The organism is Vibrio sp. 397, from assembly GCF_033339395.1.
Taxonomy (GTDB): Bacteria; Pseudomonadota; Gammaproteobacteria; order Enterobacterales; family Vibrionaceae; genus Vibrio; species Vibrio alginolyticus.
In genome coordinates, this window is the sequence record NZ_JAWOUN010000002.1 from 394,339 (window position 1) to 410,337 (window position 15,999).

Sequence of the window (15,999 nt, forward strand, 5' to 3'; positions counted from 1 at the left end):
TGTGGACTATGCTTAGTTTGGGTTCCAAGTTTCGAGGTGACTAAGTGGTAGACCTTTCCAGAAGAAGACTCTTTGCAAGAAAAGCGCACCCCGACAACGCCGTACGTTTGCCTTGGTTAACTAAACCGCAACAGTTTACGGACGATTGCACTCGCTGCGGTAAATGCATTGAGGCCTGTGAAACAAAGATTATAACCAAAAGTGATGGCGGATTCCCCTCGGTCGATTTTTCCATCGATGAATGCACATTTTGCTATCAATGTGCAAACGCCTGTCCTGAGCCCCTTTTCTTGCCAAAAACAGAACAACCTTGGCAAGCAAAAGCAAGTATCAACGATAACTGCTTAGCAAAACAAAATGTCGAATGCCGAAGCTGTGGGGATATGTGCGACCCGATGGCAATTCAGTTCAAATTAGAACTGGGGAAAGTAGCACAACCCAATTTAGACCTTGATGAGTGTAACGGCTGCGGCGCCTGTGTTTCAGTGTGCCCGACTTCATCCATCAATGTGAGCAATACAACAGCCTAAGCCGAATGTCGTCGGCCAAAGGCAATAAAAATAAATGAGAGAGCTATATGTCACTAAATGAAGTGCATATTTCAAGTTTGGTAGTACATGTGCTGCCGGAACATTTGGACGAAATCAAACAAAAGATAGAAGCACACGAAAATGCGGAAATCTATGGTGACAGTCCTGAAGGCAAGATTATCGTCGTACTTGAAACTGAGAACCAAGGTTTCATCACAGACACTATCGATGCCATTAACAATTTACCGAACGTCTTAAGCACGGTATTGGTTTATCACCAAATCGAAACTGGGCTTGAAGAAACGGATGAAGAAGACACTGGAACACAACATTCCCAAATCGAGGGTGAAGTATGAAAATGACAAGACGTGCGTTTGTGAAAGCAAACGCGGCTGCATCAGCTGCTGCTGTCGCAGGTGTGACACTACCAGCATCTGCAGCCAACCTGATTGCAAGCTCTGATCAAACCAAAATCACATGGGACAAAGCACCTTGTCGTTTCTGTGGTACAGGCTGTTCTGTTCTTGTTGGCACTCAAAACGGCAAAGTGGTAGCAACACAGGGTGACCCAGAAGCACCAGTAAACAAAGGTCTGAACTGCATCAAAGGTTACTTCCTTTCTAAGATCATGTACGGTCAAGACCGTCTAACTCAACCGATGCTACGAATGAAAGATGGCAAATTCCACAAAGATGGTGAATTTACACCTATCTCTTGGGATGACGCTTTCGACATCATGGCTGAGAAATGGAAAGCTTCCCTCGAGAAAAAAGGCCCAACAAGCGTAGGTATGTTTGGCTCAGGCCAATGGACAGTAATGGAAGGCTACGCTGCATCAAAGTTAATGAAAGCAGGCTTCCGATCAAACAACATTGATCCAAACGCTCGCCACTGTATGGCTTCTGCCGTTGTAGGTTTCATGCGCGCATTCGGTATCGATGAGCCAATGGGTTGTTACGATGACTTTGAGAACGCAGACGCTTTCGTTCTTTGGGGCTCAAACATGGCAGAGATGCACCCGGTTCTATGGACTCGCATTACTGACCGCCGCCTAAGCCACCCTCACGTTAAAGTGAACGTGCTTTCTACTTACTACCATCGTTCATTTGAGTTGGCAGACCACGGCTACATTTTCAATCCTCAGTCTGACCTTGCAATTGCTAACTTCATCGCAAACTACATCATCGAAAACGATGCAGTAAACTGGGACTTCGTGAACAAACACACGAACTTCACTCAAGCAGACACTGACATCGGCTACGGTCTACGTGACGATGATCCGCTACAAAAAGCAGCGAAGAACCCGAACTCTGGCAAACTCACTTCTATCTCATTCGAAGAGTACAAGAAATCAGTAGCGCCATACACAGTAGAGAAAGCATCTGAAATCTCTGGTGTTGAGAAAGAGAAGCTTATCGAGCTTGCGAAGCAATACGCGGATCCAAACACGAAAGTAATGTCTCTATGGACGATGGGTATGAACCAGCATACTCGTGGTGTATGGATGAATAACTTGGTTTACAACATCCACCTACTAACCGGTAAGATCTCGACTCCGGGGAACAGCCCATTCTCACTAACGGGCCAACCATCAGCATGTGGTACCGCTCGTGAGGTTGGTACGTTTGCTCACCGCCTACCAGCGGACATGGTGGTTGCTAACCCTAAACACCGTAAGATTGCAGAAGACATCTGGAAACTGCCAGAAGGTACGATTCCACCAAAACCTGGCTTCCACGCCGTATTGCAAGACCGTATGCTGAATGACGGCGTTCTGAACTGTTACTGGGTTCAATGTAACAACAACATGCAAGCCGGTCCAAACATCAACACAGAACGTCTTCCAGGTTACCGCAACCCAGAAAACTTCATCGTTGTGTCTGACCCATACCCGACAGCAACAGCACAAGCAGCAGACCTTATTCTTCCTACCGCAATGTGGATTGAAAAAGAAGGTGCTTACGGTAACGCAGAGCGTCGTACCCAAGCTTGGTACCAACAAGTGGGCACAGTCGGTCAAGCAAAATCGGACCTTTGGCAACTAATGGAGTTCTCGAAACGCTTCAAAATGGAAGAAGTATGGCCTGAAGAGCTTCTAGCGAAAGCGCCTCAATACCGTGGTAAAACAATGTACGACGTACTTTACCGCAATGGTAACGTCGACAAATTCCCTATCGAAGAAGCTCGTGAACTGAATGACGATGCTCACCACTTCGGTTTCTATGTTCAAAAAGGTCTGTTTGAGGAATACGCAACATTTGGCCGTGGTCACGGGCATGATTTGGCTCCATACGACCGCTACCATCAAGTACGTGGTCTACGTTGGCCTGTTGTTGATGGTAAAGAAACACAGTGGCGCTTTAAAGAAGGTTCAGACCCATACGCAAAAGAAGGTTCTGGTTGGGACTTCTACGGCAATGCTGATGGCAAAGCGAAGATCATTTCCGCGCCATACGAAGCGCCACCAGAAGTACCGAACGATGAATTTGATATGTGGTTATGTACTGGTCGTGTTCTTGAGCATTGGCACACAGGCACCATGACTCGTCGTGTACCTGAATTATACAAAGCAGTACCAGACGCAGTGTGTTACATGCACCCAGAAGACGCAAAAGCACGCAATGTTCGTCGTGGTGAAGAAGTACTCATGGCAAACAAACGCGGTGAAGTACGCGTTCGTGTTGAAACTCGCGGTCGTAACCGTCCGCCAAAAGGTTTGGTATTCGTACCGTTCTTTGATGCACGTATTTTGATTAACAAGCTTATCCTAGATGCGACTGATCCACTGTCTAAACAGACAGACTTTAAGAAGTGCCCAGTCAAAATCACTAAGATTGCTTAACCTTCAGATACTGAATGCTACGGCCGTCATTATGGCGGCCTAATAAAGAATTTAAGCCATAAAGGCGGAGATGAAATGATGAAAAAATTACTTGTCGCAGTTTTATCTGTAGGTGCGTTAGTGACAGGCATTGCGCAAGCTGAGTTGGATAATCCTGGTGGTATTGGTGGTCTAGAATCTTTACGTGGAATGTCTCAATTGGAAGATACGCGTCCAGCAGACGAGTTCAAAGACTTCCCTAAAGATCAAATTGTTGAAGACAGCTATGTTTATCAACCACCGTTGATCCCACACAGCATTCGTCACTACGAAATTTCGTTAAATGCTAACAAGTGTCTTGCATGTCATAGCTGGAAAAATGCAAAAGAGTCAGGTGCGACTAAAATTAGCGTAACGCACTATGTAAACAGAGAAGATGCGGTACTGGCAGATATGTCTCCACGTCGTTACTTCTGTTTGCAATGTCACGTTCCACAAACGGATGCAAAACCACTAGTGGAAAACGAGTTTAAGGCAGTCGATTCGCTTCAGTAATTGAAACGCGAGTACTAAGAGGTTACTTATGAAAATACTTAAAGCGTTTTGGAAGAGACTGTCGAGCCCGAGTAAAGCTGCCGCTGGTGTGGTTTTATTTCTAGGCTTCGCTGGTGGCCTTCTATTTTGGGGCGCATTCAACACAGGTATGGAAGCAACCAACACAGAAGAATTCTGTTCTGGCTGTCACGCGCCGATCGTTGCTGAAATTCAAGAAACAATTCACTACTCCAACCGTTCTGGTGTTCGTGCGATTTGTTCAGACTGTCACGTTCCTCATGAATGGACGGATAAGATCGTTCGTAAAGTACAGGCATCTAAAGAGCTATTTGCACACTTCGTAACGAAGACGATCGATACGCCAGAGAAGTTCCAAGAGCGTCGTGGACACCTCGCAGAGCGAGAGTGGGCACGTATGAAAAAGAATGACTCTCTTGAATGTCGTAACTGTCATGAGTTTGATTTCATGGATTACTCTCAGCAAGGATCACGTGCGGCAGAACAGCACTCCACCGCTCTCGCTTCAGGCGAGAAAACATGTGTAGACTGTCACAAAGGTATTGCGCACAAACTACCAGACATGAGCGGCGTTGAAGGCTGGCACTAAGGAGACTTACCATGAGTACATTAGAATCTGTAATTTGGCATATCCTTGGCTACAGTGCTATGCCAGTGATTATTCTTTCCGGCTTTGTGGCGGTAGCAGCAATCTCTCTCTGGCTGCTGTCATTTGGTAAGGATAAAGAGGTGTAACGTAACGCATCTCTACTCGTCAACTAGCCTATTTGTTGACACTGAGCGCCGAGCAAATGCTCGGCGCTTTTTATTTATTGCTCAATGGTGCTTACCAACCATAAACAAGCAATCATACATAAAAAAGCGACCATAAAGGCCGCTAAGATTTACTGCTATAGGGAGTTGTTTAAGATTCTTTTACTGGCAGAACCTGTTTGACGTATTGTCCTGGCGCTTCATCAATAACCGGATGGTTTTCTGAGCCAATAGGGAAAGGCTCAACTTGCTCTTTAGGGTTGAATTGGAGTAACCACTCGTTCCAGTGTGTCCACCACGATCCCTCTTTGTGTTCCGCGTTATTCAACCACTCATCAGCAGAGTCATCCAAATTATCGTTCAACCAATAACCATACTTATTTTTAGCTGGCGGGTTCACGATGCCCGCAATATGACCAGACTCACCGAGGACAAATGTTTTGTTGCCACCTGTGTTCAGCGCACCACGGTAAGTTCCCTGCCATAACGCAATATGGTCTTCTTTCGTTGACACAAAATAGCTAGGAATTTTGATCTTATTTAGATCAATCCACACTCCACCAATTTTGACGCCTTTATCTTGCACCAGCTTGTTCTCTAAATAGAGCTCGCGAAGCAAGAAATTGTGAGATGCAGCGCTGACGTTGGTGCTATCGCTATTCCAGTACAACAAGTCGAAATCAACCGGACTGTTACCCTTCAAGTAATTGTCGACGTAGTAGTTCCAGTACAAGCTGTTTTCACGCAGTAAACTAAACGTCACGCTTAAGGAACGGCCGTCCATATACCCTTTTGCGTTATTTTGCGCTTCAATTGCACTAACAATGGTGTCATTGATATACGCGCCGACTTCACCTGGTTGAGAGAAGTCGAGCAATGTGGTGAAGAAAGTGGCAGACTTAATGCGCTTCTTCATACGTTTTGCAGCGTAGTACGCAACCGTGCTTGCTAAAACAGTACCACCAATGCAATAACCAGCCGCATTGATTTGCTCTTGTCCTGTTATATCTTCAATTGCAGCGACGGCTTTCACTACGCCTTCTGTCACGTAGTCACCAAACTCTATGTGCGCTTGTGCCTTGCCTGGATTGCGCCAAGACATCATAAATACACTGTGCCCCTGCTCTAACAACCATCGAACCATTGAGTTCTTTGCCGTTAAATCAAGGATGTAGTATTTATTGATGAAAGGTGGGACGATGAGCAGCGGCGTCGCATTCACTTTCTCTGTTAGAGGTCGATATTGAATCAACTCAAACAATTCGTTTTGAAAAACCACATTGCCCTGTGTCGTCGCAACGTCATCGCCCACACGGAATGCATTGTTATTCGTCATACGAATTTTTAAAATGTCTGCGCTCGACTCAACGTCTTCTTTCAACTGCTCTAAGCCTGCCAGTAAGTTTTGACCGTTTTGCTCAAGTGTCAGCTTCAAAAGCTCTGGGTTAGTGGCGATGAAGTTGGAAGGAGAAAGGGCGTTAATGGCTTGGCGAGAGAAAAAAATAATACGTTCTTTCGTCTTTTCATCTAAGCCTTCCAAAGACTCGATGGTGTCCAGATAGGTCTTACTAAATAAAAGGTAGGATTGTTTGATGAAGCTATACATGGCTTCATTTTGCCACGCTTCGTTTGAGAAACGCTTATCCCCTTTTTCAGCTTCGACGATTTGTGCTTGGTTCCCTGCCAATGCAACATTCTGCCAAATTTGCAGCTGCTGTTCCCACCACTGTGCTTGCAGCTTTAAAATCGCAGCAGGCTGATTCGCAGCTTGTTCGAACAGTTTGGCAGTATCCTCAAAGTTCACTTCTTGCATGGCCTTGTTTAAAGGAGAGTTCACGACTGCCTTGTTCACTTCGAAATCATGCCACCACTGATGATTGGTTTCCTGAAGCTTCACAAGATAGTCCGAAAAGAAGTGTTGAAACATAGTCTTACTCCTATATTCGGAAAAAACAACGCCGCCCAAATCTAGGGGCGGCGAGAATCGGACAAATTACGCTGGAGTAACAGTCTTTAGATTTTCCGAAGTCATTTTCTCAACGTCTTCTTTGAACTCTTTTGCAATCGCTTGAAGCTTGTTGCTGTCATCCATCATTTGTTGAGAAAGTTTAGTAAGTACGCTTAGTTGCTGGCTGTTGAAAGCAGTCAATGACGTTACGTCTTTGATTTCTGTCGCTGCTTTCATCTGGTTTAGACCCACTTCACTGTATGTGCGAATGGCGTTCAATTGAAGCTCGGTCAACACTTCTACGTTTTTTGTCACTAGCTTGTTGAACTTCAAGTAAGGTTCTAGATTTTTTTCAGTTTGATCGCTAAATGTTTTGAAGAAATCTGTGTACATGGTTTGTCTCCTAGAGAAAGAATTAAAAATGTCCGTTTAAATAATTACTTAACTGTCTTTACAACCACAGCCGTGCCCATGCCGCCGCCCACACAAAGTGAAGCAACGCCATATTGACCATTTTGCTTATGAAGCTCGTGAACCAGCGTGACTAAGATTCGGTTTCCAGATGCACCAAGCGGGTGTCCCAGCGCGATAGCACCACCGTTAAAGTTCGCTTTATCTTGAATCGCGTTAACTGGAACTTGGTTTGTTTCCGCCAACTGATGAATCACGCCAAGTGCTTGCGCTGCAAATGCTTCGTTTAACTCGTAAACGTCAATGTCATTTACTGTGAGTTCCGCTTTTTCGAGTGCTTTATTGACCGACTCTACAGGACCTAGGCCCATGATCTTCGGATCAAGACCCGATTGCGCATAGCTTACGATCTCAGCAAGCGGCGTTAATCCATGCGCTTTAACTGCGCTTTCAGACGCCACGATAATCGCACTCGCGCCATCGTTAATGCCTGATGCATTACCCGCAGTCACAGTGCCTTCGCGGTCAAAAGCAGGACGTAGCTTGCTTAAGGCTTCCATTGTCGCGTTCGCTTTTGGGTATTCATCCGTATCAAACATCACGGTTTCACGGCGTTGCTTTACTTCCACTGGCACAATTTCGTCTTGAAATTTGCCAGCTTCGATAGCGGCTACCGCTTTCTGTTGGCTAGACAGCGCGTATTCGTCTTGCTGCTGGCGAGTTAAGCCGATTTGTTTTGCTACGTTTTCTGCCGTCACACCCATGTGATATTGGTTGTAAACATCGGTTAAACCGTCCGCTATGAGCAGATCTTTTAGCTCCAGATTGCCCATTTTGTTGCCATCACGAATGCTGCTTGGTGCAGCAAACGGAATCTGAGACATGACTTCAACACCCGCTGCAACAACGATCTCAGCATCGCCACTACGGATATGGGACACGGCATCCATGACCGTTTTCATGCCACTACCGCAAACCATGTTTACGCCATATGCAGGAACAGATTCAGGAATCCCCGCAAACAGTGCCGCTTGGCGGCCAACACCCATTCCTTGACCTGCACCAACAACGTTGCCAACAATCACTTCGTCAACCTTGTCGCCAGGCAACTTTGCCGCTTCCAACGCGCCCTTAATCGCTACTGCTGCCAGATCGCCAGCAGAAGTATTTTTCAGGCTACCACCAAAAGCACCAATTGGAGTACGCTTCGCCGCTACGATAAATACTTTTTCCATCATCTTCTCTCCTTAGTGCATGTATAAGCCGCCGTTCACCGACAAAGTCTCTCCGGTGATGTAGGCGCCCGCATCGCTGACCAAGAAGCTCACTGATGCTGCAATTTCCTCTGGTGTCGCAAGACGTTTCATTGGAATTTGGTTCGTAATGGATTCCAGCACTTCTGGCTTCATTTGCTCAACCATTGGCGTACCCGTGTAACCCGGAGCGATAACATTAACTGTCACACCCGAGCGAGCACCTTCGTATGCTAAGGCTTTAGAGAAACCGATCATCCCAGCTTTCGCCGCCGAGTAGTTTGCTTGACCAAACTGCCCTTTAAGACCATTGACTGAAGAGATATTGATGACACGACCACCGCCTTTTTCGCACATTGCAGCGAAGAGGGGTTGCGTAACGTTGAATAAACTATTGAGGTTGGTATTGATGACATCATTCCAAGCTTGCGCAGTCATCTTTTTAAACACGCCATCACGTGTGATTCCTGCGTTGTTGACAACAACATCAATGGTTCCCTCCTCCCCAAGCAATTGCGCCAATTTCTCTGCACACTCTGTCGTGTTTGTTACATCCAACTCAAAAAGGCGAACCTGATCTTTGGTAAACCCTTTGCTGTTGAACCACTCCAGCGCACATTCGTAGTTACCTGTGAAATAAGTAGCGATTACACGGTAACCGTCATTGACTAATTGAGAGGAAATAGCAGAACCAATTCCGCCTTTTGATCCAGTGATCAAAGCGACTTTCTTCATTGAAGACTCCATTCTTAACGGCATTTAAAAAGCAAACTTAATACACTGATGAAATAGTTCACCAACTGACGTGTTTATTTATTCTTTTGACAACCAATCCCGTGCTGCCTTTATTTTAAGTTAACCTAGAAATATTACATTTCAAATAAAAAACTCACCCAATTGCATAAGATTGATTTAGATCTCATTACCCGTGAAATGTTATAAAATGGTTAATTTTACATAAGTCATTGTTTTAAATCACACTTCCACAAAAGCCACACCAACAGAAATAGAAACATAAACATTAAATATCATGAACTTACATACAGAATGGTAGACGTTACATTATGTCATGATTTAAGATCTGAATTTTAAGCCTATATGATTACAACAAACTTGAGATTAGAATAATAATTCAATTATCGGTAAAAATAATTATCAAACATATCATTTAATTACTGCATTTAATGATAATTTAGTTATCAATTCGATTATTTTAATACAATGATGATTAATACCGATAAAATATAATAAATTGAATATATTTAATCTAAAAATGATATAAGAGCTTGTCTCATACTGGTGCAATACGCACTATTATGACGCATAGATTAAAATATAATTTCATTTTAAATTTATATATTCGAAGAACATCAACTAGCTACTAGTGAAAGTAATCGCTCGCTTTGTAGTAGCATCCTTTTCCACTTTGCACTATCTTTGTGGCTTCTCTTTAATCACTAAATCATCAACAGATATGAATCTTGCATTGCTCAGTATGTTCATCCCTACTTTCTTTTTTGTCTCAATCACGCCTGGTATGTGCATGACTCTCGCCCTAACGTTAGGTATGAGTATCGGTTATCGTCGCACGTTATGGATGATGATAGGAGAACTTCTCGGTGTCGCGCTGGTGTCAGTCTCTGCGGTGTTAGGTATCGCTGCGATTATGCTCAATTATCCTTGGATGTTTATCGCGTTAAAGTTCATTGGTGGCGGTTATTTACTCTATCTTGGAGTTGAAATGTGGCGATCGCGAGGGAAACTTGCGATTAATGTCGACAACTTAGAAACACCAAAGAGTGACAATATCGCACTTATCATGCAAGGCTTCGTTACCGCAATCGCAAACCCAAAAGGCTGGGCATTTATGATTTCTCTTTTACCGCCTTTTATAGACCAAAACGCAGCACTTGCACCGCAACTGATCATACTTGTCTCCATTATTTTACTGTTTGAGTTCATTTGCATGTCTCTGTACGCTACTGGTGGTAAAGGGTTGAAACACGTATTAGGTCAGTCTAAGAATGTACGCCTAATGAACCGTATCGCAGGCACTTTAATGATGGGAGTTGGTGTCTGGTTGCTACTAAGCTAAGGCAAACTGGAAACAATGAAAAATATTCTGAATAAAATCGCTAAAGTCATGGGTGAAGTATTGGACTTTCAAGCCCGAGTTTGGGTTGTGAACGTCTATAGCGGTGAGCATAAAGGCGAGTCTTATGTCGTTAATGAAGATGCTTTCTCTGTACCTCTTCAGTGGATGAAGAAGAAAGGCTACCAAGAGTCGATGTTGAATAAAGTCGAAGCAATGAAGCGCTCACAAGTCTTAGAGTTCGATTTGGGACTTGTGAAACATCGCTTGATGCGCGTGAAATAAGCACAAAAAAGCGCCACTCAAGATGAGTGGCGCAAGCACTTTTACCTTAAAAATAATGCTACGGCGCAGCGTCGATCTCAACTGGAAGATAATGTTTCGGCTCCAGTTTCAACCACTCCGGCAGCACAGTACCAATCGAAATCGAAGACCATGTACCCGACAGAACGCCAATAAACATGGCGGTTGAGAAACCAGCCAAAGGCGCTCCTCCCATAATCCATAATGCACCAACAGTGATCAATGTCGTACCAGATGTCACCATGGTGCGTGAAAACGTCGCGATAACAGCTTGATCATTGATGTCTTCTGTTTTCCAACTCTGTTTCGCAATCAACAGCTCACGGATTCGGTCTGCAATGATGATAGAGTCATTCAATGAGTAACCTAAAATTGCTAACACCGCTGCAAAAACGGTTAAGTTGAACTCCATTTGAGTAACTGCAAAAAAACCAAGCACTAAGATCACATCATGGGCCAAAGCAAACAGTGAACCACTGGCCAAACGCCACTCAAAACGGAAACACAAGTAACCGAGAATACTCAACACACAAATCAACAATGCTAAGCCACCTTGTTCAAACAAGTCTTGGCCAACTTGAGCGCCAACTATACTGTTGCTGACAACATCAACTTGGTGAGAGATTGGCTTCAACACCTCTTCTACACTTGGCAACGTTTGTCCATCTTCCGGCGCAGAGTAACGAATCACCCAACGGCCATCTTCACCAGAGCGTGTCACTGACGCAGATTCACCAAGCTTTGGTTGCAGAACGTCAAGCAGACCATGGTTAGTTAGCTGCTTATCTACCTTTACTTCTGTCACCATACCGCCAGTGAAGTCCAAACCTAGGTTCAACCCTTTAAAGCCTAGAGCGACGATCGCGATCACCGTTAAAATGATGGAAACTAGCGTAGTAAAGTAGCGAATTTTACGAATATTTTGTTTTAGCATTTCGACCATGATTAAACCCTCACATCACGACGGGCATCGCGGCCCCAAATTAAATTGATCATTGCTCGAGAGGCAAATACGCCTGTAAACATACTGGTTAACAAACCTAATCCGAGTGTTAAGGCAAAGCCTTGGATTGGGCCATTACCGATGGCGTACAAAATCACGGCGGTGATCATGGTAGTAATGTTGGCATCAAGGATGGTCGAGAATGCGCTGTCAAAGCCAAGATCAATCGCTTGAGCGAAGCTGCGGCCTTCACGCATTTTGTCCTTAATACGTTCAAAGATAATAACGTTGGTGTCTACTGCCATACCGACGGTTAACACTAAACCGGCAATACCCGGAAGCGTTAGAACCGCTCCTGGTAACAAGGCGATTAAGCCAAGCAAACAAAGCATGTTGGCACAAAGCGCCACGTTTGCTACCCAACCTAAGCGGCGGTACCAAAGTGCCATAAAGGTCAGTGTTAGTCCCATACCTAAAGCCAGTGCTGCAAAACCGTTTTCAATGTTTTCTGCCCCCAGAGAAGCACCGATTGTTCGCTCTTCCACAATAGTAACCGGCGCGGTCAGTGACCCCGCGCGAAGCAATAGCGCCAACTGCTGCGCATCGTCCATGCTACCTGCCCCAGTAATACGGAACTGGCTACCAAGCTGAGATTGAATAGTCGCGACGCTGATAACGCGCTCACTACGCTCAGTTACACCGCGATCGTTTGTTTTGTATTCACGGTAAACGGTCGCCATTGGCTTGCCGATGTGAGTTGCTGAGAAGTCACTCATTTTCTTACCACCAGCGTGGTCAAGAGAAATATTGACTTCTGACATGCCCATTTTGTCGACACCAGCACGAGCGTTCACGATGTGCTCGCCCGTTAGAACTGGTCGTTTTGACAAAATCACAGTACGACCATCATTATCTTGAAGAACAAGATCTTGGCTGCTGTGTGCTTGGCTCGCATCTTTCACTTCATAAAACGCCAAGCTTGCTGTTGCACCAATAACGTTTTTCGCTTGAGCAGGATCTTGTACACCAGGGAGCTCAATTCGAATGCTCTCTTTACCTTGGCGTTGCACTAGTGCTTCTGTGATACCAAGTTCTTCAATACGACCACGCATGATCTTCAGGTTTTGTTGAAGAGTCGACGATTGAAATTCTTGGATATTTTGTTCACTCGGTTCAAGCACAAAGCCACGAGATGAACTTTTTGAAATCCAGCCCGGGTAGTTTTGACGCAAGAACTTGTTCACTTCCGACAATGCTTGCTCGCTGTCACTGTTTACCGTAATTCGGTTGCCACTTTCTGCTCGAACTTGCACACCACGAACACGTTGATCACGTAGATTCGCTTTGATTTCATCAATCAATGCATCACGTTGTTCTTCAAACGCTTTATTCACATCAACATTCAACAAGAACTGAACGCCACCACGAAGGTCAAGACCGAGCTTAATTGGGCTAAAGCCCATCTCATTCAACCATTCTGGCGCAACCGATACGTATGAGAAAGTGATGCTGTCGTCTTTATTTAGCTCTTTGTTTAACAACGCACGAGCTTTACTTTGCGCATCTTCACCATCGAATACAATGGTTGTTTTACCGTCTTTTTCGATAATTTTGTCGGCTGAAATATGGTTGGTTTTTAGCAGTTGATTCAGATGAACAACCGACATTTCACTGTTGTTTTGATCCGTAAACGTCAACTGGATAGAAGGCTGTTCGCCAAACCAAGTTGGTATAGCACTTAGGGTTAAAATAATGACTGTCGTGATTAATACGACATATTTCCAAGCTGAGTAGTGATTCATCAGCTTTCTGTTCTTTTGCTGCTGTGGTGTTTTTTTCATGTAAACATCATCCCTTCACGATGAAGTGAAGCTTTTAATAACAAGGCTTAACACACGACAGATGCTCCCAGAATAAATTCAGGGTATGAAATGCTCAGAACGCTCACGTCCTGTCGAATACAATTGTCGTGTTAAGAGTGCACAATGGTGCAAATAGATGGTGTTTAGGCAGAAAACTGACTATTGAGTGCGACGTACATGGCATTGGTCTCTTTCCAACCAGAAATGCGATGATCGCTTGTGAAATGATAAAATGTGGACTGGTTGTGACGCCAGTTAATGTCCATCAAGCTGTATGCGTAACCCGCATCAGCGTAAAACGGAGTAGTGAGATCGCCGACAAAATCTACGTGCTCGTCATCAAGCCCTTCCCGTAAGTAAGACGTCCAGCGCTGAGAGTTAAACAAAGCAACGGAATCGAGACTTGCATGGCCTTCAGATACTGGAGATTGAGAGCTTTCTTCTGAAACTTCAGAAAAATCGACGGAAGAGTTTGGCGATACACTTACGGCTACAAAAGGTTGTAGCTTAGAAAAGTGCGGTACGTGAGCCTTGTGGTCGATTTGCGCAGCAGATACATGCACTGGTAGCAATACCATTGCAAATAGCAGCAAAATCAACTTTCTAAGGTAAATCCAAGGCATAGGAACTCACTAAAAACACAAAGAGCCAAGTTAGGTCACTTGACTCGTTGATAGTATTCCTATTGATTATGGTTCACAACTAAAAAGTTATAAATCTCTGATTTCAGGTTTGCATCGTTATTGCTTTTATCAAAACGTCTTTAGAAAACTAGTGTAATTGGTGGTGAGTTATCGATAAAAAATATCGCCCTTATCAACATCTAAGTAGATCTTGTTCTCTTGCTCCAAACCGCCACAATAGATGAAGTAAACGTTGCGCTTTTTAAACGTCACAGAACGAACCCAGCCTCCGAGCTCCTCAAAATCACTCGGATCACAGGTTTCATCGTCTAACAATTGCTGTGTTTTCTTACGGAAAATATCCAAGTGAACTTTTAAATCATCCGACTTCTGTAGGTATTCATCCAATATCTCTAAGCGCTCTTGCTCTTTAATAACTGGCTCTGCATCAGATAACCCTTCAGCATTCAACCATTCGGCTTTTTCTTCTCCACCCTCTTCATAGACAAGATAGCCGGAGATTCGGTACCACCCATCTACTTTTTCTAACACCGATACTTTTTCTCCCTTATAGAGCGTATCGACAACTAAAGCATTAGGGTTAGGCTTGTTGTAAACATTGACACGACGCTCAATAACGTAGTACTCAGTAACTTCCGGGGGAACGGCTTCTAAATCCAGAATCGGTTTGGATGTTTCTTTTTGCAGTGACGATTGCTCGACTTGTGTAGCCTTTGGTGCTTCAGGTTCATCTTTCTGCATAAAGAAGAAATAGTATCCAGCCCCCGCTCCGCCGAGCAACAGCATGACAATCAATGCGACGAGAATTTTCTTCATGCCCTTTTCCTTTTCATTCTTTATTCTTATCCCACCAGCAGCACGCATGTCGTAGAAATTTGGGTATATACTCAAAAGAGCAGGTCAACTAACGCGAGCAATAATGATCAACAGACTCAATTGGATACTACTATTTCTTCTGTTCCCGATAACGGGGCACGCCAATATTCAATGTAACCCATCGTCGTGGAATGACAATCTTACCCAATTCAATCGTTTAGAGTCCAATTACAATCAGCATGTTGAGGTATTCAATACACTTTTGACCGAACATAAACAGCGTCAGTTATTGTCCGAAACCTTTTCACTGCATGAACTCGTGCTACTTTGGCGTGCCAAGTCGAACCAAAATGTGTTCAAAGCGCAATTAAAAGCATCGATTCAATACAAAGAAGAGCTCACAACTAAAGCGAATCAGCTGCTTAAATTGAGCACACAATCCCAATGGTCAGCTAATGGGTGGGAGATCCTGGCCCAAAAGTGCCGCGAGTCAAACAAAACAGCCAATCAAATAACTGCGGAATGGTATAACACCAACGCTTTGGAACTTGCTGAAGATTACAAGCGCCTCTCTTCACAATATCAAACTCTGTCACAAGTCTATGATAAAGAAGCTCGAGCACTTCAATACGCTCAAGATGTTTCGAAGTAAAAACAGAGCCAGTTTTGAATAGACGATGTTGGTTTTTCACTCCAATATTGGACGTTATTCGTGCTTTTTATCTTTCCTTAGTCGTGAATAATATCAAATGTAAATAATGGGATTGTTCCCTTTGACAAACTTGACTAAACCATGACCAAGACAATCAATTTATAGAGACATACGTCACATTAATGCTTTACTTATGGACATTTTTTGGTTAGTTTAGCCATTAATAAAATTTAATAAAAAGTCACATTTGGCTGGAGATGATGCTACAAACATGGTTATCAATCGATTAAGTAACAGGGAATGTCCTAATGCTACCAAAGCCAAGTTTTTGTCAGTAGTTAGGCACGTAAAAGAGTTCGGTTCAATCAGTGATTTGGATCTTTGTAAAATCTTCGGAG

Annotated in this window: 17 protein-coding genes; 9 read left to right on the plus strand and 8 right to left on the minus strand. The window is 44.1% G+C overall.

The genetic code is table 11. The annotated features are described in order from the left end of the window. Positions 1-44: 44 nt before the first annotated feature. From napF to R7P36_RS04715, 6 genes are all read left to right on the plus strand, one after another. Entirely contained in the window at positions 45-530 is a 486-nt protein-coding gene (gene napF, locus R7P36_RS04690) for a ferredoxin-type protein NapF (protein ID WP_213899198.1), read from the plus strand. 47 nt (positions 531-577) lie between these two features. Continuing rightward, positions 578-886: a chaperone NapD gene (locus R7P36_RS04695; protein WP_005373535.1), complete on the plus strand. Its 309-nt coding sequence runs from the start codon at positions 578-580 to the stop codon at positions 884-886. Continuing rightward, on the plus strand, positions 883-3,372 hold the full coding sequence (gene napA / locus R7P36_RS04700) for a periplasmic nitrate reductase subunit alpha (RefSeq protein ID WP_005389060.1): 2,490 nt from the start codon (positions 883-885) through the stop codon (positions 3,370-3,372). Before R7P36_RS04695 ends, napA begins: the two co-directional genes overlap by 4 nt. A gap of 78 nt (positions 3,373-3,450) precedes the next feature. Next, positions 3,451-3,906, plus strand: coding sequence for a nitrate reductase cytochrome c-type subunit (locus tag R7P36_RS04705; protein ID WP_005389061.1), 456 nt, complete (start codon positions 3,451-3,453; stop codon positions 3,904-3,906). 28 nt (positions 3,907-3,934) lie between these two features. Then, positions 3,935-4,513: a NapC/NirT family cytochrome c gene (locus R7P36_RS04710; protein WP_005373542.1), complete on the plus strand. Its 579-nt coding sequence runs from the start codon at positions 3,935-3,937 to the stop codon at positions 4,511-4,513. An 11-nt stretch (positions 4,514-4,524) separates the two neighbouring features. Further along, positions 4,525-4,659 (plus strand): TIGR02808 family protein, encoded by a 135-nt coding sequence (locus R7P36_RS04715; protein WP_005373546.1) that lies wholly within the window; start codon positions 4,525-4,527, stop codon positions 4,657-4,659. Between the two features lie 169 nt (positions 4,660-4,828). Here R7P36_RS04715 and phaC read toward each other — a convergent pair whose 3' ends face one another. The 4 genes from phaC to R7P36_RS04735 all read right to left on the minus strand — a co-directional run bounded on the left by phaC (position 4,829) and on the right by R7P36_RS04735 (position 9,024). Continuing rightward, a complete protein-coding gene (phaC, locus tag R7P36_RS04720; RefSeq protein ID WP_017819891.1) occupies positions 4,829-6,604 on the minus strand; it encodes a class I poly(R)-hydroxyalkanoic acid synthase in 1,776 nt (591 codons plus the stop codon). A 66-nt stretch (positions 6,605-6,670) separates the two neighbouring features. Further along, positions 6,671-7,018 carry a phasin family protein gene (locus R7P36_RS04725; RefSeq protein ID WP_005373550.1) on the minus strand — a complete coding sequence of 116 codons (348 nt, stop codon included), beginning with the start codon at positions 7,016-7,018 and terminating at the stop codon, positions 6,671-6,673. A gap of 44 nt (positions 7,019-7,062) precedes the next feature. Then, complete coding sequence (locus tag R7P36_RS04730) at positions 7,063-8,271, minus strand: acetyl-CoA C-acetyltransferase (protein ID WP_053349411.1); 1,209 nt, start codon at positions 8,269-8,271, stop codon at positions 7,063-7,065. A gap of 12 nt (positions 8,272-8,283) precedes the next feature. Then, complete coding sequence (locus R7P36_RS04735) at positions 8,284-9,024, minus strand: SDR family oxidoreductase (RefSeq protein ID WP_005373555.1); 741 nt, start codon at positions 9,022-9,024, stop codon at positions 8,284-8,286. Between the two features lie 739 nt (positions 9,025-9,763). Here R7P36_RS04735 and R7P36_RS04740 point away from each other — a divergent pair. Together R7P36_RS04740 and R7P36_RS04745 are read left to right on the plus strand one after the other, a co-directional pair. Continuing rightward, entirely contained in the window at positions 9,764-10,384 is a 621-nt protein-coding gene (locus R7P36_RS04740) for a LysE family translocator (RefSeq protein WP_021035942.1), read from the plus strand. A 15-nt stretch (positions 10,385-10,399) separates the two neighbouring features. Further along, a complete protein-coding gene (locus tag R7P36_RS04745; protein WP_017635186.1) occupies positions 10,400-10,666 on the plus strand; it encodes a hypothetical protein in 267 nt (88 codons plus the stop codon). A gap of 58 nt (positions 10,667-10,724) precedes the next feature. On the opposite strand, the gene secF is transcribed toward R7P36_RS04745, so the two are convergent. The 4 genes from secF to R7P36_RS04765 form a co-directional block, all read right to left on the minus strand. Next, entirely contained in the window at positions 10,725-11,627 is a 903-nt protein-coding gene (gene secF, locus R7P36_RS04750; RefSeq protein WP_213899199.1) for a protein translocase subunit SecF, read from the minus strand. Positions 11,628-11,629: 2 nt separating this feature from the next. Then, positions 11,630-13,468 (minus strand): protein translocase subunit SecD, encoded by a 1,839-nt coding sequence (secD, locus tag R7P36_RS04755; RefSeq protein WP_213899200.1) that lies wholly within the window; start codon positions 13,466-13,468, stop codon positions 11,630-11,632. Between the two features lie 164 nt (positions 13,469-13,632). Next, a complete protein-coding gene (locus R7P36_RS04760; RefSeq protein ID WP_005373572.1) occupies positions 13,633-14,112 on the minus strand; it encodes a hypothetical protein in 480 nt (159 codons plus the stop codon). Between the two features lie 168 nt (positions 14,113-14,280). Next, the gene (locus tag R7P36_RS04765; protein WP_005385650.1) at positions 14,281-14,949 is read right to left on the minus strand and encodes an SH3 domain-containing protein; all 669 of its coding nucleotides are present in this window, start codon (positions 14,947-14,949) and stop codon (positions 14,281-14,283) included. A 103-nt stretch (positions 14,950-15,052) separates the two neighbouring features. On the opposite strand from R7P36_RS04765, the gene R7P36_RS04770 reads away from it, so the two are divergent. Then, positions 15,053-15,601, plus strand: coding sequence for a hypothetical protein (locus tag R7P36_RS04770; protein ID WP_017635183.1), 549 nt, complete (start codon positions 15,053-15,055; stop codon positions 15,599-15,601). Positions 15,602-15,999 lie beyond the last annotated feature (398 nt).

Excerpts from the sequence above, each read along its gene's own strand:
- R7P36_RS04695 (WP_005373535.1), top strand. The coding sequence starts at position 578 with ATGTCACTAAATGAAGTGCATATTTCAAGTTTGGTAGTACATGTGCTG.
- napA (WP_005389060.1), top strand. The coding sequence starts at position 883 with ATGAAAATGACAAGACGTGCGTTTGTGAAAGCAAACGCGGCTGCATCA.
- R7P36_RS04705 (WP_005389061.1), top strand. The coding sequence starts at position 3,451 with ATGAAAAAATTACTTGTCGCAGTTTTATCTGTAGGTGCGTTAGTGACA.
- R7P36_RS04710 (WP_005373542.1), top strand. The coding sequence starts at position 3,935 with ATGAAAATACTTAAAGCGTTTTGGAAGAGACTGTCGAGCCCGAGTAAA.
- R7P36_RS04715 (WP_005373546.1), top strand. The coding sequence starts at position 4,525 with ATGAGTACATTAGAATCTGTAATTTGGCATATCCTTGGCTACAGTGCT.
- phaC (WP_017819891.1), bottom strand. The coding sequence starts at position 6,604 with ATGTTTCAACACTTCTTTTCGGACTATCTTGTGAAGCTTCAGGAAACC.
- R7P36_RS04725 (WP_005373550.1), bottom strand. The coding sequence starts at position 7,018 with ATGTACACAGATTTCTTCAAAACATTTAGCGATCAAACTGAAAAAAAT.
- R7P36_RS04730 (WP_053349411.1), bottom strand. The coding sequence starts at position 8,271 with ATGGAAAAAGTATTTATCGTAGCGGCGAAGCGTACTCCAATTGGTGCT.
- R7P36_RS04735 (WP_005373555.1), bottom strand. The coding sequence starts at position 9,024 with ATGAAGAAAGTCGCTTTGATCACTGGATCAAAAGGCGGAATTGGTTCT.
- R7P36_RS04740 (WP_021035942.1), top strand. The coding sequence starts at position 9,764 with ATGAATCTTGCATTGCTCAGTATGTTCATCCCTACTTTCTTTTTTGTC.
- R7P36_RS04745 (WP_017635186.1), top strand. The coding sequence starts at position 10,400 with ATGAAAAATATTCTGAATAAAATCGCTAAAGTCATGGGTGAAGTATTG.
- secF (WP_213899199.1), bottom strand. The coding sequence starts at position 11,627 with ATGGTCGAAATGCTAAAACAAAATATTCGTAAAATTCGCTACTTTACT.
- secD (WP_213899200.1), bottom strand. The coding sequence starts at position 13,468 with ATGAAAAAAACACCACAGCAGCAAAAGAACAGAAAGCTGATGAATCAC.
- R7P36_RS04760 (WP_005373572.1), bottom strand. The coding sequence starts at position 14,112 with ATGCCTTGGATTTACCTTAGAAAGTTGATTTTGCTGCTATTTGCAATG.
- R7P36_RS04765 (WP_005385650.1), bottom strand. The coding sequence starts at position 14,949 with ATGAAGAAAATTCTCGTCGCATTGATTGTCATGCTGTTGCTCGGCGGA.
- R7P36_RS04770 (WP_017635183.1), top strand. The coding sequence starts at position 15,053 with ATGATCAACAGACTCAATTGGATACTACTATTTCTTCTGTTCCCGATA.